The sequence below is a fragment of the Ulvibacterium sp. genome (assembly GCF_965248315.1).
Classification (GTDB): domain Bacteria; phylum Bacteroidota; class Bacteroidia; order Flavobacteriales; family Flavobacteriaceae; genus Ulvibacterium.
Genome location: NZ_CBDFIX010000002.1, coordinates 3867650 through 3886540 on the forward strand (window position 1 = coordinate 3867650; position 18891 = coordinate 3886540).

23 protein-coding genes are annotated in these 18891 nt (G+C 40.6%); 10 read left to right on the plus strand and 13 right to left on the minus strand.

The genetic code is table 11. From position 1 onward, the window contains the following. From ACP2AF_RS18255 to ACP2AF_RS18270, 4 genes are all read left to right on the plus strand, one after another. Positions 1-348 carry a YciI family protein gene (locus ACP2AF_RS18255; protein ID WP_425237579.1) on the plus strand — a complete coding sequence of 116 codons (348 nt, stop codon included), beginning with the start codon at positions 1-3 and terminating at the stop codon, positions 346-348. Positions 349-485: 137 nt separating this feature from the next. Continuing rightward, positions 486-1724, plus strand: a complete 1239-nt coding sequence (locus ACP2AF_RS18260; protein WP_425237580.1) for an RNA polymerase sigma factor — start codon at positions 486-488, stop codon at positions 1722-1724. A 37-nt stretch (positions 1725-1761) separates the two neighbouring features. Continuing rightward, positions 1762-2133, plus strand: coding sequence for a TfoX/Sxy family protein (locus ACP2AF_RS18265; protein ID WP_425237581.1), 372 nt, complete (start codon positions 1762-1764; stop codon positions 2131-2133). A 192-nt stretch (positions 2134-2325) separates the two neighbouring features. Further along, positions 2326-2748: a DoxX family protein gene (locus ACP2AF_RS18270; protein ID WP_425237582.1), complete on the plus strand. Its 423-nt coding sequence runs from the start codon at positions 2326-2328 to the stop codon at positions 2746-2748. A 23-nt stretch (positions 2749-2771) separates the two neighbouring features. On the opposite strand, the gene ACP2AF_RS18275 is transcribed toward ACP2AF_RS18270, so the two are convergent. Both ACP2AF_RS18275 and ACP2AF_RS18280 read right to left on the minus strand, forming a co-directional pair. Beyond that, positions 2772-4931, minus strand: coding sequence for a TonB-dependent receptor (locus ACP2AF_RS18275; RefSeq protein ID WP_425237583.1), 2160 nt, complete (start codon positions 4929-4931; stop codon positions 2772-2774). A 242-nt stretch (positions 4932-5173) separates the two neighbouring features. Next, positions 5174-5653, minus strand: coding sequence for a Dps family protein (locus tag ACP2AF_RS18280; RefSeq protein WP_425237584.1), 480 nt, complete (start codon positions 5651-5653; stop codon positions 5174-5176). Positions 5654-5758: 105 nt separating this feature from the next. Between ACP2AF_RS18280 and ACP2AF_RS18285 the strand changes: the two genes are divergently transcribed. Further along, positions 5759-6697: a LysR substrate-binding domain-containing protein gene (locus tag ACP2AF_RS18285; protein WP_425237585.1), complete on the plus strand. Its 939-nt coding sequence runs from the start codon at positions 5759-5761 to the stop codon at positions 6695-6697. A gap of 166 nt (positions 6698-6863) precedes the next feature. Here the strand turns inward: ACP2AF_RS18285 and ACP2AF_RS18290 are convergent, their stop codons facing one another. Then, positions 6864-7061: a hypothetical protein gene (locus ACP2AF_RS18290; protein WP_120711857.1), complete on the minus strand. Its 198-nt coding sequence runs from the start codon at positions 7059-7061 to the stop codon at positions 6864-6866. A 151-nt stretch (positions 7062-7212) separates the two neighbouring features. Between ACP2AF_RS18290 and ACP2AF_RS18295 the strand changes: the two genes are divergently transcribed. Beyond that, positions 7213-8481 carry a D-alanyl-D-alanine carboxypeptidase/D-alanyl-D-alanine-endopeptidase gene (locus tag ACP2AF_RS18295; protein ID WP_425237586.1) on the plus strand — a complete coding sequence of 423 codons (1269 nt, stop codon included), beginning with the start codon at positions 7213-7215 and terminating at the stop codon, positions 8479-8481. Here ACP2AF_RS18295 and ACP2AF_RS18300 read toward each other — a convergent pair. From ACP2AF_RS18300 to ACP2AF_RS18315, 4 genes are all read right to left on the minus strand, one after another. After that, positions 8478-8981, minus strand: coding sequence for a peptide-methionine (S)-S-oxide reductase (locus tag ACP2AF_RS18300; RefSeq protein ID WP_425237587.1), 504 nt, complete (start codon positions 8979-8981; stop codon positions 8478-8480). The genes ACP2AF_RS18295 and ACP2AF_RS18300 overlap by 4 nt on opposite strands. Before the next feature lie 21 nt (positions 8982-9002). After that, positions 9003-9587 (minus strand): GDP-mannose pyrophosphatase NudK, encoded by a 585-nt coding sequence (nudK, locus tag ACP2AF_RS18305; protein ID WP_425237588.1) that lies wholly within the window; start codon positions 9585-9587, stop codon positions 9003-9005. After that, the gene (locus ACP2AF_RS18310; protein ID WP_425237589.1) at positions 9577-9933 is read right to left on the minus strand and encodes a DUF4406 domain-containing protein; all 357 of its coding nucleotides are present in this window, start codon (positions 9931-9933) and stop codon (positions 9577-9579) included. Before ACP2AF_RS18310 ends, nudK begins: the two co-directional genes overlap by 11 nt. A 67-nt stretch (positions 9934-10000) precedes the next feature. Then, positions 10001-10567, minus strand: coding sequence for a Crp/Fnr family transcriptional regulator (locus tag ACP2AF_RS18315; protein ID WP_425237590.1), 567 nt, complete (start codon positions 10565-10567; stop codon positions 10001-10003). Positions 10568-10905: 338 nt separating this feature from the next. Here ACP2AF_RS18315 and ACP2AF_RS18320 point away from each other — a divergent pair, with 338 nt between their 5' ends. Further along, on the plus strand, positions 10906-12294 hold the full coding sequence (locus ACP2AF_RS18320; protein WP_425237591.1) for a glycoside hydrolase family 140 protein: 1389 nt from the start codon (positions 10906-10908) through the stop codon (positions 12292-12294). A 25-nt stretch (positions 12295-12319) separates the two neighbouring features. Here the strand turns inward: ACP2AF_RS18320 and ACP2AF_RS18325 are convergent, their stop codons facing one another. The 6 genes from ACP2AF_RS18325 to ACP2AF_RS18350 form a co-directional block, all read right to left on the minus strand. Next, positions 12320-12973, minus strand: a complete 654-nt coding sequence (locus tag ACP2AF_RS18325; RefSeq protein ID WP_425237592.1) for a DUF2461 domain-containing protein — start codon at positions 12971-12973, stop codon at positions 12320-12322. Between the two features lie 152 nt (positions 12974-13125). Beyond that, positions 13126-13923: a TIGR00266 family protein gene (locus ACP2AF_RS18330; RefSeq protein WP_425237593.1), complete on the minus strand. Its 798-nt coding sequence runs from the start codon at positions 13921-13923 to the stop codon at positions 13126-13128. Between the two features lie 479 nt (positions 13924-14402). Beyond that, positions 14403-14744: a hypothetical protein gene (locus ACP2AF_RS18335; RefSeq protein ID WP_425237594.1), complete on the minus strand. Its 342-nt coding sequence runs from the start codon at positions 14742-14744 to the stop codon at positions 14403-14405. 150 nt (positions 14745-14894) lie between these two features. After that, the gene (locus ACP2AF_RS18340; protein ID WP_425237595.1) at positions 14895-15608 is read right to left on the minus strand and encodes a LytR/AlgR family response regulator transcription factor; all 714 of its coding nucleotides are present in this window, start codon (positions 15606-15608) and stop codon (positions 14895-14897) included. Further along, entirely contained in the window at positions 15609-16694 is a 1086-nt protein-coding gene (locus ACP2AF_RS18345; protein WP_425237596.1) for a sensor histidine kinase, read from the minus strand. It abuts the gene before it with no gap. A 116-nt stretch (positions 16695-16810) separates the two neighbouring features. Then, positions 16811-17266, minus strand: coding sequence for a DUF4442 domain-containing protein (locus ACP2AF_RS18350; RefSeq protein ID WP_425237597.1), 456 nt, complete (start codon positions 17264-17266; stop codon positions 16811-16813). 133 nt (positions 17267-17399) lie between these two features. Here ACP2AF_RS18350 and ACP2AF_RS18355 point away from each other — a divergent pair, with 133 nt between their 5' ends. The 3 genes from ACP2AF_RS18355 to ACP2AF_RS18365 all read left to right on the plus strand — a co-directional run bounded on the left by ACP2AF_RS18355 (position 17400) and on the right by ACP2AF_RS18365 (position 18889). Next, positions 17400-17882 carry a DUF4870 domain-containing protein gene (locus tag ACP2AF_RS18355; protein ID WP_425237598.1) on the plus strand — a complete coding sequence of 161 codons (483 nt, stop codon included), beginning with the start codon at positions 17400-17402 and terminating at the stop codon, positions 17880-17882. Continuing rightward, positions 17879-18388: a nuclear transport factor 2 family protein gene (locus ACP2AF_RS18360; protein ID WP_425237599.1), complete on the plus strand. Its 510-nt coding sequence runs from the start codon at positions 17879-17881 to the stop codon at positions 18386-18388. The genes ACP2AF_RS18355 and ACP2AF_RS18360 overlap by 4 nt, the downstream gene beginning before the upstream one ends. A 165-nt stretch (positions 18389-18553) precedes the next feature. Further along, positions 18554-18889, plus strand: coding sequence for a PadR family transcriptional regulator (locus ACP2AF_RS18365; RefSeq protein ID WP_120712061.1), 336 nt, complete (start codon positions 18554-18556; stop codon positions 18887-18889). The last annotated feature ends 2 nt before the right edge of the window (positions 18890-18891 follow it).

The following is an 18891-nucleotide window of genomic DNA, read 5'->3' on the forward strand; positions in this document are numbered from 1 at the left end:
ATGAATGAATTTATGATGATTTTCAGAACCGAAAATGCCGACAATTCGGCCCGTACCCCTGAGGAAATGCAGGAGGTAATGCAAATCTGGCAAGATTGGATAGGAGGAATTGCCGCCCAGGGAAAATTTGTGGCCACCAATGCCTTGGGGACACAAGGAAAAACCGTAACCTCGGACGGTGTAGTAACGGATGGGCCTTATGCGGAACTTAAGGAAATAGTGGGAGGATATATCATTGTAAAGGCAAATGATCTGGATGAGGCCTTTAAACTATCCGAAGGATGTCCCATTCTTTCTATTCCGACAGGAAAAGTTGAAGTCCGTGATGTGATGGTTTTTAATACATAATTTTTAAGCGTCATTGCAAATGTTCTTTAGGGAACTGAACATGGGATATTTTTGTATACCGTGTTATGCCAATAGATTGCTCTTTCGAGCAGCCTAAAACTAGTTTTTTTGCAATGACGTTTTATGTTTTTTAATTCATGCCGACCAGAGAACTTATACCCCATTTGTTCCGTACCGAATTCAGTAAAATTGTTTCGGTGCTATGTAAGACCTTTGGTCTTTCAAATATCCAGCTTGCCGAGGATCTGGTCAGCGAGACCTTTCTAAAGGCTTCCGAAACTTGGGGAATGAAGGGAGTTCCCGATAATCCCACTGCATGGTTGTATACCGTTGCCAAAAACAAGGCACGTGATACCTTTAAGCGGGAGAAAATATTCCGGGAAAAAATAAAGCCTGAGTTATCACATAAAACCCATGTCTCCCAAGCTATTGAAATAGACCTGTCCGATTCCAACATTCAGGATAGCCAGCTCAAAATGATATTTGCCATTTGCAATCCGGTCATATCTTCCGAAGCCCAAATTGCCCTGGCCTTGCGGATATTATGCGGATTTGGGGTAGCGGAAATTGCGGGAGCCTTCTTAAGTAACCCGGAAACTATTAACAAGAGATTGTACAGGGCCAAGGAAAAAATTCGCCAACATCAGGTAGATCTGACCATGCCCGATTCCGGTCATTTAAAAAACCGATTACAAAATGTACTTTTGGTACTATATCTGCTTTTTAATGAAGGCTATTACTCCGTTAGTTCGGAGAAACGTCTTCGTAAGGAGCTTTGTTTGGAGGCAATGCGCTTAAATTACATGCTATTGAATTCCAAGTTGACCAACTTACCCCAGACCAATGCGCTGATGGCCTTGTTCTGTTTTCATTCCTCAAGGTTCGAGGCGCGGATGGACGAAAAGGGGGCACAAATTGTTTACGCAGACCAGAACGAATCCGTATGGGACAAGGAACTTGTTAAAAAAGGGGTTTTATTTTTAAGCCGTTCGAGAAATGGGGACGAAATAACCAAATATCATTTGGAGGCTATAATTGCTTATTGGCATACCCGAAGCAAAATGGATCCAAAAGAAAAATGGGAAAACATTTTGCGGATTTACAACAGATTGTTACAAATTGAATATTCTCCAATGGCGGCCCTAAATCGGACGTATGCCCTGGCCAGGGCCAGAAGCAAGAAAGAGGCTATTAAGGAGGCCCTAAAAATAGATTTGAAGCAAAACCATTTATACCATCTGTTGCTGGCCGAACTCTACTCAGGTTCCGATAAGGATAAGCAAAGGGATCACTTGCAAAGGGCGGCGGCTCTAAAAACTACGGAAAACGAACGGGAATGGATTCTTAAAAAATTAGAAAGTATTCGCAAGGGGTAAGATTAAGAAAATGGAATAACCTAAAATAGATAATATCATGGCTTATGACGAATTTTTAGCTGACCGCGCCCGACAGGTCCTAAAACAGAAATCTGTTCATTTTGAGGAAAAGAAAATGATGGGTGGCCTGTGTTTTATGGTCCATGAAAAAATGTGTTTCGGTCTGGACACGGACAAAAAAACCGATGCACCTCGATTGATGTGCCGGGTCGGAGACCTAAATTATGAAAGGGCTTTGCAAAGACCGCATTGCAGCCAGATGGACTTTACAGGGCGTGTTATGAAAGGCTATGTTTATGTTTCGGCAGAGGGCATCGATACCGATAAGGAATTGGACTATTGGATCCAACTATGTCTGGACTTCAATCCCTTGGCCAAAAGCAGTAAAAAAAGGGCTAAAAAGAAATAGGCAGTAGTTCATATTTTGTGATGGCCGTTTGGCTATTCATCATTTCAATGATGCTCCCATTGTAGCGAATAGCTATTTTTGAGTTCATTGAACGGTAAGAAAAGTGGTTTTTGTTTTTATATCTCATTAAAAATGAGTATATTATAATTCTACAACCCTGCCTTATCCGAGGGCAGACAACAACTTTTCGCCATGGGAACGATTAAAACCTTAAACAAATGGGCGAATGCCCATACCTATTATCCACTTGATCTTTTACGTGTTGCCTTGGGAGTTTTCCTTTTTATGAAAGGCATCGATTTTATGTCCAACCTGCAACAAATGGAAGAAGTTATTAAACCCTTTGAAAATATGCCCGGGGGTATGTTGATATTGCATTATGTGGCCCCGGCACATTTTGTCGGGGGATTCTTGATAGTCGTGGGACTACTCACCCGATGGGCGGTCATTGCCCAGTTGCCCATTTTGATCGGTGCCATATTGGTCAACTTTTTGGGAGAAATGAACGCAACAAACCTTATTCTGGCTTCCGTTGTGTTCTTGATTTGCCTATTTTTTGTGTTTTACGGTTCCGGTAAACATTCTGCCGATTACTACCTAAAAATGCAGAAGTAAATTGACTTTGCTTCCATTGAAGGCTATAAATTATCCAGTTGGTTGCTCTTTTTATCGGTGCTGATAGTCCAAAAGAAGCCGACAAAAAAGAAGGTGTCCGCGGGTGGACGAATGGTACGACGGTCAAAAACACCATCCATGTTCGGCGAGTCCGCATATTGGTATCCATTAATATTATTGAAACCCAATACATTGTTGACGGAGAAATACAGGATTTTCTGTTGTGAAATCAAATAGGCCCAATTGAAACTTAGATTATTGAATTCCTTGGTTTTTTCACCCATGAATTCTGGGGTATTAGGATTATCATACGGACGACCGGAGGCATGGGTATAAGAGAGTCCAACTTGAGAGCGCCATTTGTCCACCCAGTATTTAGTCACCACTGAGAAATTGTGTTTGGCCGCAAAATTTGGTGTTGCCCTTTCAGGGAAATTTTGAAAATCCCTTTCAGTATCCAAGTAAGAATAGGAAATCCAATAATCCAGATATTTTACGCTTTTGTTATCTCTCCAAAACACATCCAATCCTGCTGCGTATCCCTTCCCTTGGTTATTGAAACTGGAATTGAATTGGGCAAGCTCCGTATCAAACTTTACCAGATTATCATAATCCTTATAAAAAGCTTCGGCCCTAAAAGTCTTTCCATCACCCAAATATTGATAGTTTAAAATATAATGTGAGGTTTTTTCGCTCAAAAGTTCCTGGTCAAACCGTAAATAATCCGCTATTGGATTCTGATAAAAATCACCATAGGCCAATGAGAACTGACCTTTTTCGCTGCTTTTGTAGGCCAATGAAATACGTGGGGCCAGGTTAAAGTCGTTCAATACATCGGAATATTCCGCCCGCGCCCCCAGCTTCAGGGCAAAACGATTACTAAAGAAAATATCGGCCTCGGAGAATAGTGCTGCCAGATTATCGGAATAACCACTAGTAAAAACAAAACCATCCTGTCCGGTAAAGGTATCTTCATAGTCGGTCAAAAAGTACTCTGTTCCAAAATTCAATTGAAATTTTGAACTGAAGTTTTTATTCAATTTCAGTTTTATGTGAGAGGCCGTTTCCTTGGTATCGATAGCATCATCAATTATACCAATTGCATTGGTGTCCCATGAGATACTGGCACCTGTGGATAGCGTCCAGGCATTATCAAAAAAGTGTTTGTAGGTACTATTAAAATACAAGTTGTTGTTTCGAAGGCGAAAACGAACAAAATCCTCAAAATTGATATCTTCTTGATCTATGTCCAAATTGGCATGGTTAAACCCAGTGTAGAGCTTAAAAATGTTATTATCCCCCTTGCTCCTAAAAACGGCCTCCCCGGATAATGATGTGTACGGATCGTTCCATCGGACACCTTGATCGTCCGGAATAAGAGCCTGGTAGGGTGATAGGTTAATGTAAGAGGTGTTTATACTCAAGGATTCATTGCCCCAGATTTCGGTATGGCCCAATCCCCCACCGACCGACATCACTGCAATATCCGTCTTTTCTTGATCGGGGACATCGGTAGTATTCAGAAGCAGCACACTGGAAAGTGCCTGACCGTATTCAGCGGAGTATCCACCGGTACTAAACGTAATTCCCTTGAACAGAAACGGGGAAAATCGGCCTCTGGTAGGCACATTGTTTGCAGTCGCATTAAAGGGTTGAAACACGCGAAGTCCATCAATGAAGACCTGTGTCTCGTTTGCCGATCCTCCTCGGACGAACAAACGGCCATCCTCATTGACAGTGGATGTTCCCGGCAAAGTTTGCAAGGCTCCCACAAAATCCCCTGCAGCACCGGCCGTTGTAACGATATCCAAGGGTTTTAATACCGATACCTTGGAGTTGTCTCCTGCTTCAAAGGTGCCGGCTGTGAGGGTAACCCCGGTCAATTGGTTAATGGCCTCCTGTAATGTGATTTTTAGATCTTGAAAGTAGGAAACATCGGCTGCTTGCATAAAAGTTTCATAGCCCATTATGGAAATAATAAGATTATGGGTTCCTGTTTCGGTTGTCTCGAAATTGAATTCTCCACTTTCATTGGTGGAAGCACCATCATAGGTACCTTCCAAATACACATTGGCTCCAGTAATGGGTTGATCCCTGTTGTCCATAACTGTTCCAGAAACGATGGTCTGTGCCGGGAGTAGCGTAGAAAAAATAAACACGGTGCTTAGAATGAATTGTTTCATCATTTAGGATTTGATGAAACAAATTTGAGAAGGCACAACAGGCTTTCCCAAACCCTTTTACCGAACCGTTGGTTTTAAGGGGTGGAATGAAAATTAAAAAATAAGGAAACAATTCAGTAGTGGAAATCGACAATTCAGTAGTGCCGATTTTAAATTGAAGTATCCTGTAAAACCTCCCCTGTACAGAGGGGAGGTTCTATTGTTTTCGTTTTAACCTTTGGTTAGAAGATTCCGGATTTAGGTTATATTTCCTCTGCCAACCAGGCCTTCATCATCCAAACCGTTTTCTCTTGTTCGGTAATAAAATCACTCATCATGGCATTAGTGCCTTCATCATTGGCTTCGTCCGAAGCATCGAGAATCCTTCTTTCAATGATAAGCAATTCCTTAAGGGAGTCCACTATCAATCGAATGGCATTCTCATCCTTTGTAATATTTCTGCCAACAGGAACTTGGGAATTTTGAATATAGTCCTCAAAGGTATGTTGCGGAATTCCACCTAGGGTCAAAATCCGCTCCGCGACCATATCTACCTTTGCATTTGCATCCGTGTACAGTTCCTCGAATTTTACGTGAAGATCAAAAAAACCCTTTCCTTTTACGTTCCAATGTATCCCTCTAAGGTTTTGATAATATCGTTGAAAATTGGCTAATAAGGTGTTAAGGTCATTGCTCAACTCTTTTGATTTATCGGCATTTAGCCCAATACTATTTAGTTTCATATTTCTAGGTTTTTTAATTTAGTATAAAATTAATGTATAAAAAGAAGGCTTTAGTATAGATTTTATCAATAGTTTTTATAATTTTATATTATAAAATTATAGCTCATGACCATTACCCAATTACAATATGTTCTGGCAGTTGCCGAGTATCAGAATTTCACTTTGGCCGCAGAAAAAAGCTTTGTTACCCAACCCACTTTAAGTATGCAGGTACAGAAGTTGGAGGATGAACTGGATGTATTGATATTTGATCGCAAGAAAAAGCCCATCTCTATTACAGAGGTAGGTAAAAAAATCGTGGCCCAGGCTAAGAACATTGTAAACGAGGCCGAACGAATCAAGGATATCGTTGATCAAGAAAAAGGGTTTATCGGGGGAGATTTTACTTTGGGCATCATTCCTACCATTATGCCTACGCTTTTGCCTATGTTTTTAAAGACTTTCATAAATAAGTATTCCAAAGTGAATCTTATTATTCGGGAGCAAAGTACGGAACAACTTATCCAAAATATCCAAGATGGTCATTTGGATGCCGGAATCGCGGCAACACCATTGGCAACCGAGTTTATAAAAGAGCGACCCTTATATTATGAACCTTTTGTGGGCTACATACCCAAAAATCATAGATTGGCCAAGGCAAAAAAAATAAATCCCGAAGACCTGGATATTACGGATGTGCTTTTGTTAAAGGATGGTCATTGTTTTCGGGATGGGGTCATTAACCTATGTAATGCCCCAAAAAGTTTTACGGACGAACATTTTCAACTGCAAAGTGGTAGTTTTGAGACCTTAATAAACCTCTCCAATGAAGGGTTGGGAATGACGCTTCTACCCTATTTGAACACCTTGGAACTGGATGAAAAGAAAAAACAAAATCTTAAATATTTCGACAATCCGCCACCGGCAAGGGAGGTGAGTTTGATCTATCACAAAAATGAACTCAAAATCCAGATTACCGAAGCGATTCGCGATGTGATTTCCGGTATCGTTAGAGGGGCTATTGCGTTTCAGGATGTGAAAATTGTAAGTCCCTTGAACAAATAGCCTATTTATCCTTTAGACCTACCTGTACAAACAAGCACCTGTACAATGCGGAATTATCCTAACAAGAAAACTGTCTATAGCGCAAGAATCTTTTAATGGAGTTTTTTGTAGAAGATGAAAAATTACGGTAAGCTGAATAAAAAAACCACCTAAAGGTGGTTTTGAATTATGCTCTTAGATAAAGAAGCCCTTCTTGAAGCTCGGGCTTATCCGTTACAAATTGTTTTAACCAGAGTTTTAGTTCCTCAATTTCCTCGGGCAGTAATCTGGTGACTGCCTTTTTTAACTCCTTGAGGAAGAGTTTCGCATCAAAACTAACCTTTCTGAGTACAGTTTTAGAGTACTCCAGCATAGCTCTTGCCATATTCCTAAATGTTTTTAGAGATTAGATCGTATTCTCAAATTTAACAAGAAAAGTGAGGTTTTTATTGTACCGCGCAGTTAAAAATTAGATAATTTCTTGTTAAAACAGTATAGACGACCCATTTTGCATAATATCCTTATCTTGGATGGCTATGAAAAAGATAGTGTCTATAGGCCTCATTGTAATTGTTTTACTAGGCTGCACCAGTTCTCAAAAAATAGTTCAAAACAATGTTCGCCCAGTTCTTGACTCAGAGCTATTTGAAAATCACTTTACCGGATTCTTTGTTTTAGACCCCAAAAAAAGAGATACCATTTTTTCTCATAATAGTGCCAAATATTTTACCCCCGCAAGCAATACAAAAATTTATACGCTGTTTACCTCCTTACGGCTATTGCCGGATAGCATCCCTTCCCTAAAATATAATGTCAACAACGACACGCTGTTTGTGGAAGGCACAGGAGATCCTTCTTTTTTACATCCCTATTTTAAAGACAGTACGGCCCTAAATTTTCTTAAAAAATACGATATCATTTCCCTTTACCTAAACAATATCCTGGAAGAACGTTTTGGACCTGGTTGGGCCTGGGGCGATTATCAATGGTACTATTCCGCCGAACGTAGTTCACTCCCCATCTATGGTAATGTACTTACGGTTTACGAAAATGATGGTCTTCAGGTATCCCCTGCCCTTTTCATGGACAAGGTAATTCCAATTGATTATGCCCTGCAACGGGAAGAAAACGAAAACCTGTTTTATTTTAATCCCTCAAGAAGGGATACCGTAGAAATTCCATTGAAGTTGGATAGTACCCTGATTCGAAATCTTTTGGAGGATGCACTGAAGAGAAAGGTTTCCATTACCCATAATCCGATCAAAGGGAAAAAAAACATCCTATATAGTATGCCATCCGATTCCATTTATGCCAAAATGATGATGGACAGCGATAATTTTCTGGCCGAACAATTGCTTGTTCTAGCTTCCTCTACCTTATCCGACACGCTAAACACGGACAAGGTCCGTAACTTTGTTTTGGACAGCTTGTTGATCGACTTAAAACAACCCCCTAGATGGGTTGATGGATCAGGACTTTCCCGATACAACCTTTTTACGCCACAATCACTGGTACATGTACTTCACCTAATGTACCAGCGTGTCCCAAGGCAAAGATTGTTCAGTTTGTTCCCTGCCGGAGGCGTTTCCGGTACATTGGAAAACTGGTATCCAGGAGACCCCGAGCCCTATATCTATGCGAAAACCGGTAGTCTGGGAAACAACCATTGTGTAAGTGGGTACCTTTTGACCAAATCAGGCAAAACCTTGATTTTTAGCTTTATGAACAATCACTTTAGAGTTCCTTCTTCAGAAGTAAAAAAAAGAATGCAGTCTATTTTTGAAACTATCAGGGATACCTATTAAGGCATCCTTTCCGGAACCACCTGTCTTGAAAATTTTTCCCGAAGTAATCTCAATTTTGGGTCGATATATTTCTTACAAAAAGGTTTGGCTGGGTTCGAATAGTAATAGCTGCGAAACATTTCGTCCGAAGGATGGAAGGCCTTAAATGGAAGTATCTTTGTAATCAGCTTCTCTTTGAATTGGACCTGGAACTCGCTCCACATACTTTCCAGCTTCTCTTTATCTCCAGGATCTATCGTATAAATTGCAGATCGATATTTACTTCTAAAGGAATGGTTCGCCGTACTTTCATGGGTAAACAAATGGATAAGCACCAAGTCCTTTAACGCAATTTCGTCAGGGAAAAAAGAAACAATAACCGCCTCCGAAAAAGTTTCATTTCCGGCCTCCGAAGCTACAAATCCCTGTTCTACCTTTGCTACACCCTTTAATGACTGAAACACGGCCTCCGTGCACCAATGGCATCCGCCACCAAAAGCTATTTTTTTAATCGACCTCACCACACAATAGTCGGGAATTCCTTAGGAAAATAACGCATTGATCTGGGCATATTGCAACAGCATAATAGTCTTCGCATCCTTGATTTCCCCAGTCTGCATCATACGCAATGCTTTTTCAAAAGAATATTCCAGGACTTCAATATTTTCGGTCTCCTCATCTACACCACCACCATCACTTACCTTCATTCCATCCTCATATTCGGCAATAAAAAAATAAAGGATCTCGGTCACCGAACCGGGAGACATGTAGGATTCAAAAACCTTCCGTATATTATCCACTTTATACCCTGTTTCCTCCTGTACTTCTTTTTTAATGCAATCCTCCGGGTTTTCACCATCCAAAAGGCCGGCACAGACTTCGATCATCATCCCACTACTATTCCCATTTACATAAGTGGGCATACGAAATTGGCGTGTTAGGATTACGGTACCTTTCTTTTGGTTATACAACAATATAGCGGCACCATTGCCCCGGTCATAGGCTTCGCGATATTGGGTTTCCCAACTGCCGTCCGGTTTTTGGTATTCATAGGTAAATTTGTTGAGCGTATACCAATTGTCCGATAGCAGCTCTTTTTTAATATTGCGAATCCCGTCATTCTGCATCCGGTATGTCCTTTAAATTATAATAAATACGAAGTCCCAATTCTTTTGCGATTTCCACATCCTGGTCCGCTCCTTTTGATTCTCCTTGAATCCTTAGGACTGCGTCACATTTATGCAACAACCGATGTGCCGTTGGATATTGAATCTCCGTAAATATGGCATCCCCTATTTTGGTGGAACCCGCTAATCTCATTAGGGGGTTGGCTACCCATTCACCAATCATGGGAATATGTCCCTTTCGAAATATGGGCAATGCCATCGACTCTAGTTTGTCCATGTTTTTTTGGATCAACGCAGGGTCATTCCCCGTATTGCTTGCGTAAGGCCCCGCTATTAAGATCATCATCATTTTCTGTTTTGGTAAAGAAAATAAATTCCGATCAATAAAAGCTTAAGATAGTTTAAGAGACTCTTTATTTCTTTACACTACTTAAAAACTCTGGTGTAACACCAAGATAGGAGGCTATTTGTTTTTGGGTCACTTTTGAGGTAATTTGAGGATACTTTGTAACAAAACGGGCGTATCTATCCTCCGTGGTCCGCGATATCGCATCGAGTACCCTAAGTTGTTCCCTAACATAGGCTTTTTGGAACAGAATCCTAAAAAAGCGCTCCAGCTTGGGTATTTTCGTTAAAAGTTGCTCCAAAGCGAGGAAATCCAATGAATACAAACGACTATCCTCTAGCGTTTCCAGAGATAATAGGGCCGGTTTTTGATTTATGAAAGAATACATATCGGTAATCCACCAATCCCGTACTGCGAACATAATGGTAGATTCCTTGCCTTGTTTGTTTGAATTGTAAGCCCTTAGGCTTCCCGATTCCACAAAATACAGCTTTCTGCATATCCGGCCCTGCTCCACTACCCGTTCTTTCTTTGGAACGTCACTCAGTTCTAAAACAGCACTTATCCAATCCCTTTCCTCAGTTGTTAGGTCTATGTGTTTTTGAATGTTCAAAAAAATCTGGGAATCGTTCACAATAAACAATCTGGATTAAATAGTTCGGCATCGGAGCTCCTTTTCGATATTCTTAGGGAACTGCCCCAATGTCTACAAAAATAAATTTTAATGTCTTATCAGGTGCCGATTGCAAAAAATTATGCTCTTACCGAAGGTTTAGCCAATATTGCCACAATTTTATTTGAAGTTCTTGACATGCACATTAAACGAAAATCGTTCCATTTTAATATCTTCGAAAAGGCGTCATTTTTTGATAGACCTTAATTACCTTTTTGTCAAATCTTGACCAGATACTGGAATCGATTTACTCCTTATATGGTTTACATTTGTCCTATGTTCAACCAAAAAACGTAATCATGCATAGAAGAGTCGTATTTCTTTTTATTGGAATTGTACTTCTCCATACGATCGAACTCGAGGCGCAAAAACTGAAAGTAAGTGAAAATAACCGCTATTTGGTAACAGAGGATGGGGCACCCTTCTTTTGGTTGGCGGATACAGCCTGGGAACTATTCCACAGATGTGATCGGAAAGAGGCGAATATGTACCTGGAAAAAAGGGCGGAACAAGGTTTTAATGTAATACAGGCCGTAGCGCTAGCAGAAATTGATGGACTCAACGTACCCAATCCTTATGGCGAGACACCCTTGGTGAACAATGATCCAAAAACTCCCAATGACCAATATTTTCAACATGTGGATTACGTTATACGAAAAGCGGATTCTTTAGGAATTTACATCGCCTTATTACCTACCTGGGGCGACAAACTCTTTACGGAAAGTTGGGGCGTGGGACCAGAAGTCTTTACCACGGACAATGCTAAGATATTCGGTAAATGGATTGCGAATCGATATGAAGATTTTGATAATATCATTTGGATCGTAGGCGGTGATCGAAATCCGCGAAAGGGCTCCAATGATGTGATTGTTTGGCGGCAAATGGCGCAAGGCATTGTGGAAGCTGCCGGGGGCAATGAAAATGTGCTGATGAGCTTCCATCCGCAACCTACGGAGCTGGGTGGTTCTTCCACTTGGTTCCATCAAGATGCATGGTTGGATTTTAATATGCACCAAACCGGACATTGTGCCAATAAAGGTACCTATAAACATATAACACATGATTACAATCTGAGTCCAACCAAGCCTGTATTGGATGGAGAACCGCTTTACGAAGATCATCCCAATTGTTTTAACGCCAAAGAGTTAGGTTATAGCGCTGCCCGGGATATACGCCGAATAATGTATTGGAACGTTTTTGCCGGAGCCTTTGGACAGACCTATGGATGCCATGATGTTTGGCAAATGTTCAAATTGGATAAAGAAGGAATCAATGGTCCTCTGCGCCCCTGGCCCGAAGCACTGGACTTACCCATGGCCACCCAGGCCAAGCACTTAAAAAATTTAATGCTATCACGTCCCTTCCTTAGTCGTATCCCCGATCAAGAAATGGTGGTTGGGAACCAGGAGGAGACGGAAGACTACGTAATCGCCACTCGGGATAGTGATGGAACTTACGCAATGATCTATTTTCCAACGGGCAAGGAAACGGAGCTGAATTTTAGCAAGCTCAGTACGGATACTTTAAAAACTTGGTGGTATGATCCAAGAACCGGAAACGCATTTGAAGGTGAAATACTGGCAAGAAAGGAAAGCGTTGTAATTACTCCGCCAACTTCGGGGAAAGGAAATGACTGGGTACTTGTGGTGGATGCCAAGGAGACGAAATTCAAGGTCCCAGGGCAATAAATTTTTGAGATTCAAAAAAGCCTTTTTAGACGGTTACCGCTTTATTCAAATATCTTCGGAACGGTAACATTTCCTGATATGTCCCAATCACTTTTTGTTCAAAATCTTCCTGTAATACCTCAGAATTGGAAAACGAATGCATTACCGCAAAAGTCTTGTTTCGCAAAAGGTCTATATGGGGATGGTCATTGGAGAATCCCTTAGGGGCACTTTTTAGCTTTTCATCAAGGACCAAATCACCAAAGATTTCCTTAAACGACTTTTTATTGAGGATTTTTTTGAGTTCTTCCCCGTCATAATCAATAGCATCTCGAATACTTCGTAACGTCTTTGGGGCCGGTCGCCAAAATCCACCCGCTAACATGGATTCCTCAATGCCGATTTCTACGTAAAAATCCCCCGTGTAGGGGCGTTTATCCAGTCCCGCTCCAAAATGATCTTTATAAATTGGTTTATTGGGATGAAACATCAAATTGTTATTGATTCTATTGATGCCCTTCTTTCCTGGAGTGGAATAATACTGGTCATCTATTGCTGCAAGGGCCAAATCCATCTTGTCCAACCAGGATATGTAATCATCCCGTACTTCCTTGTACCATTTGCGATTGGCATCCATCCATTCCTTGGAATTGTTTTTGTTGAGCTCCGTTAAAAAATGGATAAGGTTTTTGAAGTTCATGGGCAGTTAGATGTCAGGTTTAAGGTTTAAAGTTTAAGGTTTAAGGTTCAGGTTAGTCTTAATACGCATGACACCTTGTTATTGTTCATTGCTCATTGTTCATTGTTCAAATCTCAAGTCTTATATCTTACATCTTTTGTCTTTCCGTCTCCCTAAAACCGATTATCCCCATCCAACAAATCTCCAATACCGCCTAAAAGACTACCTTCGCCCTTATCCTTTCCGCCTCTGGGAACCGAAGCCAAAACCCTTCCTGCCAATCGGCTGAACGGCAGAGACTGTATATAAACAGTTCCGGGACCGCGTAGGGTAGCAAAAAAAAGTCCCTCGCCACCAAATACCGTATTTTTGATCCCACCTACAAACTGAATGTCATAATCTACGTTTTGTGTAAAACCGACGATACAGCCTGTATCTACCTTTAAGACTTCACCGGCGGCCAACTCTTTTCGTGCCAAGGTTCCCCCAGCATGGACAAAGGCCATTCCGTCCCCTTCCAGTTTTTGCATAATGAAGCCCTCTCCTCCAAAAAGCCCCCTACCCAATCGTTTGGAGAATTCTATCCCAACGGATACCCCTTTAGCGGCACAGAGAAAAGCATCTTTTTGACAGATGAATTTCCCACCTTTTTCAGAAAGATCAATAGGCACAATCTTACCTGGATAAGGAGCCGCAAAGCTTACTTGCTTTTTACCTTGACCAACATTCAGAAAAGCGGTCATAAAAAGACTTTCGCCCGTTAGCAATCGCTTTCCGGCGGAAAACAATTTCCCCAAGACCCCGCTATCCTGATTGGAGCCATCCCCAAAAATGGTATCCATCTTAATATCTGAATCCATCATCATAAAGCTACCGGCCTCGGCCACTACCGCTTCTTGGGGATCTAATTCAATTTCTACATATTGCATTTCCTCCCCGTAAATGTCATAATCTATTTCGTGTGCGTTCATTTTTTGTTTTGAGTTTTGTTTTAGAGTTCATAGGCCATCTTTGGATAGACCGTTCCAGCAAATACTGCTGTTGCAATAATAGTCTGCGGTACCGTTCATTTGTTACAATTGGATAGTCTTGTAATGGGTGAACATGCCCAACTGAACTTCTACTTACAGTATTTCGAGACCAAAAATATCGAAAACAACAATACTCTAAAATAAATTTGGACTGGTATTACGAGATAAATCAGTATTACCATTATGGGAGTTAAGGGGGAAGGTAGATAAACTATAAATTCGGAAAGATAATTTCAGTGGATCAGACAAATGAGAAAAGGATTTGAGCTCCTAATCGGATTTCTGAAATGATTAATAAAAAAAGCGGGTTCCGCCTTTGTTATGTCCTAGCTTAATAAACTTCATGAAGATTACGCTAATAATTTTTCGAAGTGTTTTTTAGACATGGTCGTTAAGAACCCGCTTACCTTTATATGTCTTTAATAAATTCCCAAGCGCAATCTTTTATGGAACAAAATCTCTTTTCCCATAGAGACTCTTATGTGATACAAATCCTTTTTGGAATAGCCAAAATCAAAAATTTTGCCTACCACTACGGCATCTCCCAACACCTCCTTACGGATCAACTCATAATCAGACGAAAAAATCTCCACGGTATAGACCGCTTCTTCCTCATTGAAAAAGGTCATCATTACTTTATTGTTGCGTTGTTGCACCCTTGGATCTGAATTGTCATAAGGAAGGTCTGCAAAAGCTTCACTGGTAAACATGAAGATACTAATGGTGGTTATTATTCCGAAAATCTTTTTGATTTTTCCCATGGTCAAAGGATTTTAAGATTATACATTAGATTCACATCTAAATTAGAATCTTAATCCCCTCGACGGGATCTAAAATGCCCAATGGGCGTTTTTGCTATACGAACAGGTAGAACCAACATATCAAAATTATAGGCTGGTCGGGAAATAGAGCTAAATCCTGTTTTTATCCAATACTTCCAAAACGGCGTTTTTGTATACATTGCCCAACGGAAAGGATTTCCGGTCAATAACCACATAGGTGTTGGTATAGTTTTGAATATGGTTGAGATTGACCAAGAAAGACCTATGGATTCGAACAAAAAGATTTTTAGGCAATTTATTCTGCATTTCGCCAATGCTCACCATGGTGATGTGGTTTTTCTGGGAGGTAACGATTTTTACATGGTTTTTTAGGCTTTCTATATACCTAATATCCATCAAATTTATCTTTACGTTTTCCCGATCGCTCTTAACAAAGATGTAGGACAGCGGGTCAATTCCGTTGGGATGATACCCTTGGTCCGCCCGTAGCAAACGCCTCACCTTCCCTATCGCCTGCATCAAACGATCTAACGGAATGGGTTTTAACAGATAGTCCACCACATCCAGTTCAAACCCGTCCAAGGCAAAATTACGATGGGCCGTAGTTATCAAAACCAACGGGGGATCCTTAAGTGATTTTAGAAAGGAAAGGCCATCCAGTTTGGGCATCTCAATATCCAGGAAAATGAGGTCTATTTTTTCTTTACGGAGTACTTCAAAAGCCTCAGACGCATTTCTACAAGTTGCAACCACCTTAAGGTCTTTAAACTCCTTTAGGTGTGACTCGATAACCGTAATGGCAATGGGTTCATCATCCAAAATTAGGCAGCGTATGTTCTCCATTCACGTATAGTTTATACTAAGTTCAATTAAATAGGTCTCCCCTTGGGAAATCTGGAGTCCATAGTCCGATCCATAGATAAGATCTAGACGCTTACGTACATTGTTCAGCCCAATACCACTATTAACCTGGGACCTATTCCCCTCCCCTCCCTGATTTGGCAATGAAAGACTGTTCTCAACAATAAACAAAAACCTTTTCTCGGTTATTTCTGTCGAGATTCGTATCCAACTGGTCTCCAAATTGGAAGAGGGCCCATGTTTGAAGGCATTTTCAACAAAGGAAATCAAAACCAAAGGCGGGATTTTTTTATCTTTGGTTTCACCTGTTACTCTGTAATCTACTTGCAGTTCATCGCCGTACCGTATTTTTTCCAGGGCGATGTAATTCTTCAAATTGGCCAATTCGTCCTCTATGGGTACCAAGGTTTCATTAGATTCGTAGAGCATATAACTCATGATTTCTGATAACTTTACCACCATATCACCGGCCTTTTGGTTCTTGGTCAGGATTAAACCGTAAAGATTGTTTAAGGTATTAAAAAGAAAATGTGGCTGTAACTGGTGTTTTAAAAATTGCAGCTCGGTCTCCAGTTTTTGGGTAAGCAAGTTTTTGGTCTTCCGTTCATAGGCAATCTGCTGCTGGATAAATTTAATAATGGCCACCAAGGAGACCACAAACAATAAATCCAGGGCCTTATAGACCATTTTATAGACAAAAAAGGGTGCCTTCCCCCAAGCACAGCACAATTCTCCGGAAAGCAAAAGCCAAGAATGAAGGGAACATATTTCCATAGTCCTAAGTATCATGGCACCAAGAAAACAAAGTGTTAGGGTTAAGAACAAGAGCGAGAAATAGCGCCTCTTTGCAGAGAATCGCGGCAGCAGATAGTAGATAACAAAATAGGTAATGGTCAGTTTTACAGGAAGTACAAAAAGTTCTACTAAAAGCCAATCCGCATAACTGCCATCTGAATAGGAATTGGTGTTTACCAATGCATAAAACCCCCACCAACCACACCAGTACAGTACATGGCGAGATATGCGTTCCCATGTCCACTTTTCATATACCTTGGAAAACAAAAACATTGTACTAAAATACGCAACCTTAAATCATTCGCATTCCCAAAAGCTACCAACACGGATTTTATTCATATGAACGAAGCCTTTTTTAGTACAAAAATTTGGGGGCATCTCCTCCCCATTCATATTTTAAGCTTCACCGTCCATTCAAAACTAAAGGTAGATACCACCACACCATCTTCATTAACTCCTGTGGATTTCATCCAAAAGGTCTGGCCCTCACCGGTCTCGATGGTTTTTAGGAGGGCCTCCCCTATCAAATGACCGTCTTCACAAGTAAACGTAATCTTGCCCGTAGCCTTTTTTGAGAAGTTGGCCTTGTTACTGGCCACAAGCATGGAAATCCTTTGCCCGCTTTCCCGAATCTGGGTAATGACCATAGCACCGGTACTCAGTTCGGCCGCCATACCCTGAACGGCCCAAAACATACTTTTAAACGGGTTTTGGTTGAACCATCTATGCCGTACAGTAACAATTGCTTTATTTTTATCTATATACCGCAACCGAACCCCACACCACCAGGCAGATGGGAGTTTGAAGAACGTAAAAGTGTTGAATTTGCCTGTGGATACTGCCATTGTGCCCTAATTTTCCTTTAAAAGTATTGAAAATAATCAAGAATAAATTTGTTAATTTATTGTTAAATATTAGTACTATGTTTTGCAAAGTACCTTCTTTTGGCCATATATTTGCATAAGAAAATAATAGGTGATGGAAAATACTTTGAGCAAACACGAAAAAAATCTATCCGCAATTATACATGCGTCTACCTTCTCCAAGTTCTTTATTCCCTTTGGAAACTTCATATTGCCTTTGGTATTATGGACGGCCAATAAGAAGGAGCACGAATTTGTAGACTATAATGGAAAACAGGTCTTAAACTTTCAAATAAGCTTGCTTCTGTATTCCATTGTGGCCGGTTTAATAAGTATCCCCTTTTTCGTGGGCTTTCTTCCAGACCTTTTCAATTTTTCCCATTTCGGTTTTGATGGTCTCAATAGTCTCAACAACCTTAATTTCCATTTTGATAGTGATAATTTTAGGTTTGGAAGGTGGATCTGGCCCTTAGGTGCCGTTGGATTGTTACAGGGTGCCCTCTTTGTCGTCAATATTGTATATACCATCTTAGGGACTATTCGTACCAATGAAGGGCAGTCTTTTAAATACCCCATAACCATAAATTTCATAAAATGATATATCTCGTAAAATACATCATATTTTTTATCCTATTTCTTGTACACAGTTTGGTCGGTGCTCAAGTAAATCGCGAGTCGGAACTTTTCCAAGCGTTGAAGGAAAAGGATAGCATCTTATTTGATGCCGCCTTTAACCAATGTGATACGGAGACCATGGCTAGTTTGTTCAGCGAGGATTTTGAATTTTATCACGATAAGGTAGGAGTCACTTTTGGTAAAGGCAACTTCTTGAAACCCATGGAGGAAAATTGTACAAAGAGAAACTTTGATGATCCTCAACCGGCGAAGAGAATACTATTGGAAAACAGCTTAGAGGTTTTTCCGCTCTACAAGGAAGGTGAACTGTATGGTGCCATTCAACACGGTGTGCATCGGTTTGAATTTCTAAACGAAAACAAGGAGTACCAAAAAGGGGATATCGCAAAGTTTACCCATGTTTGGATCTTGGACCAGGACGCTTGGAAGATAAAGCGAGAATTAAGTTATGACCATCAATCAATGTAATAAGAATTACCAAAGGGTATTCATCACACCCTAAAAAAGGAGTTTAACCGTCAATCAAATCAATTAGGATGTTTATTCATCAGTCAAAAAACGAACAGTTAATCTATGCAGACTACAATTTCAAATACAGAAAAGAAAGCGTCGCATAAAAAGAAAAAAGAAATTATGAACGTAGAAAATACAAAAGCACAGATGCGCAAGGGGGTTTTGGAGTATTGCATACTGTCCATCCTCAATGGAAAGGACAAGTATGCCTCTGAAATTCTGGGGACGTTGAAGGATGCTAAAATGCTAGTCGTGGAAGGCACCATCTATCCCTTGCTCACCCGTCTAAAGAATGCGGGGCTGCTCAACTATCGTTGGGAGGAATCTACTTCCGGACCGCCACGAAAATACTATACGCTAACAGAAACCGGAAAAATGTTCTTAAAGGAGCTGGATACTACATGGGACGAATTGCGAAAGGCCACTAATCTGGTAACCAACAAAAAAAACAATTAAAA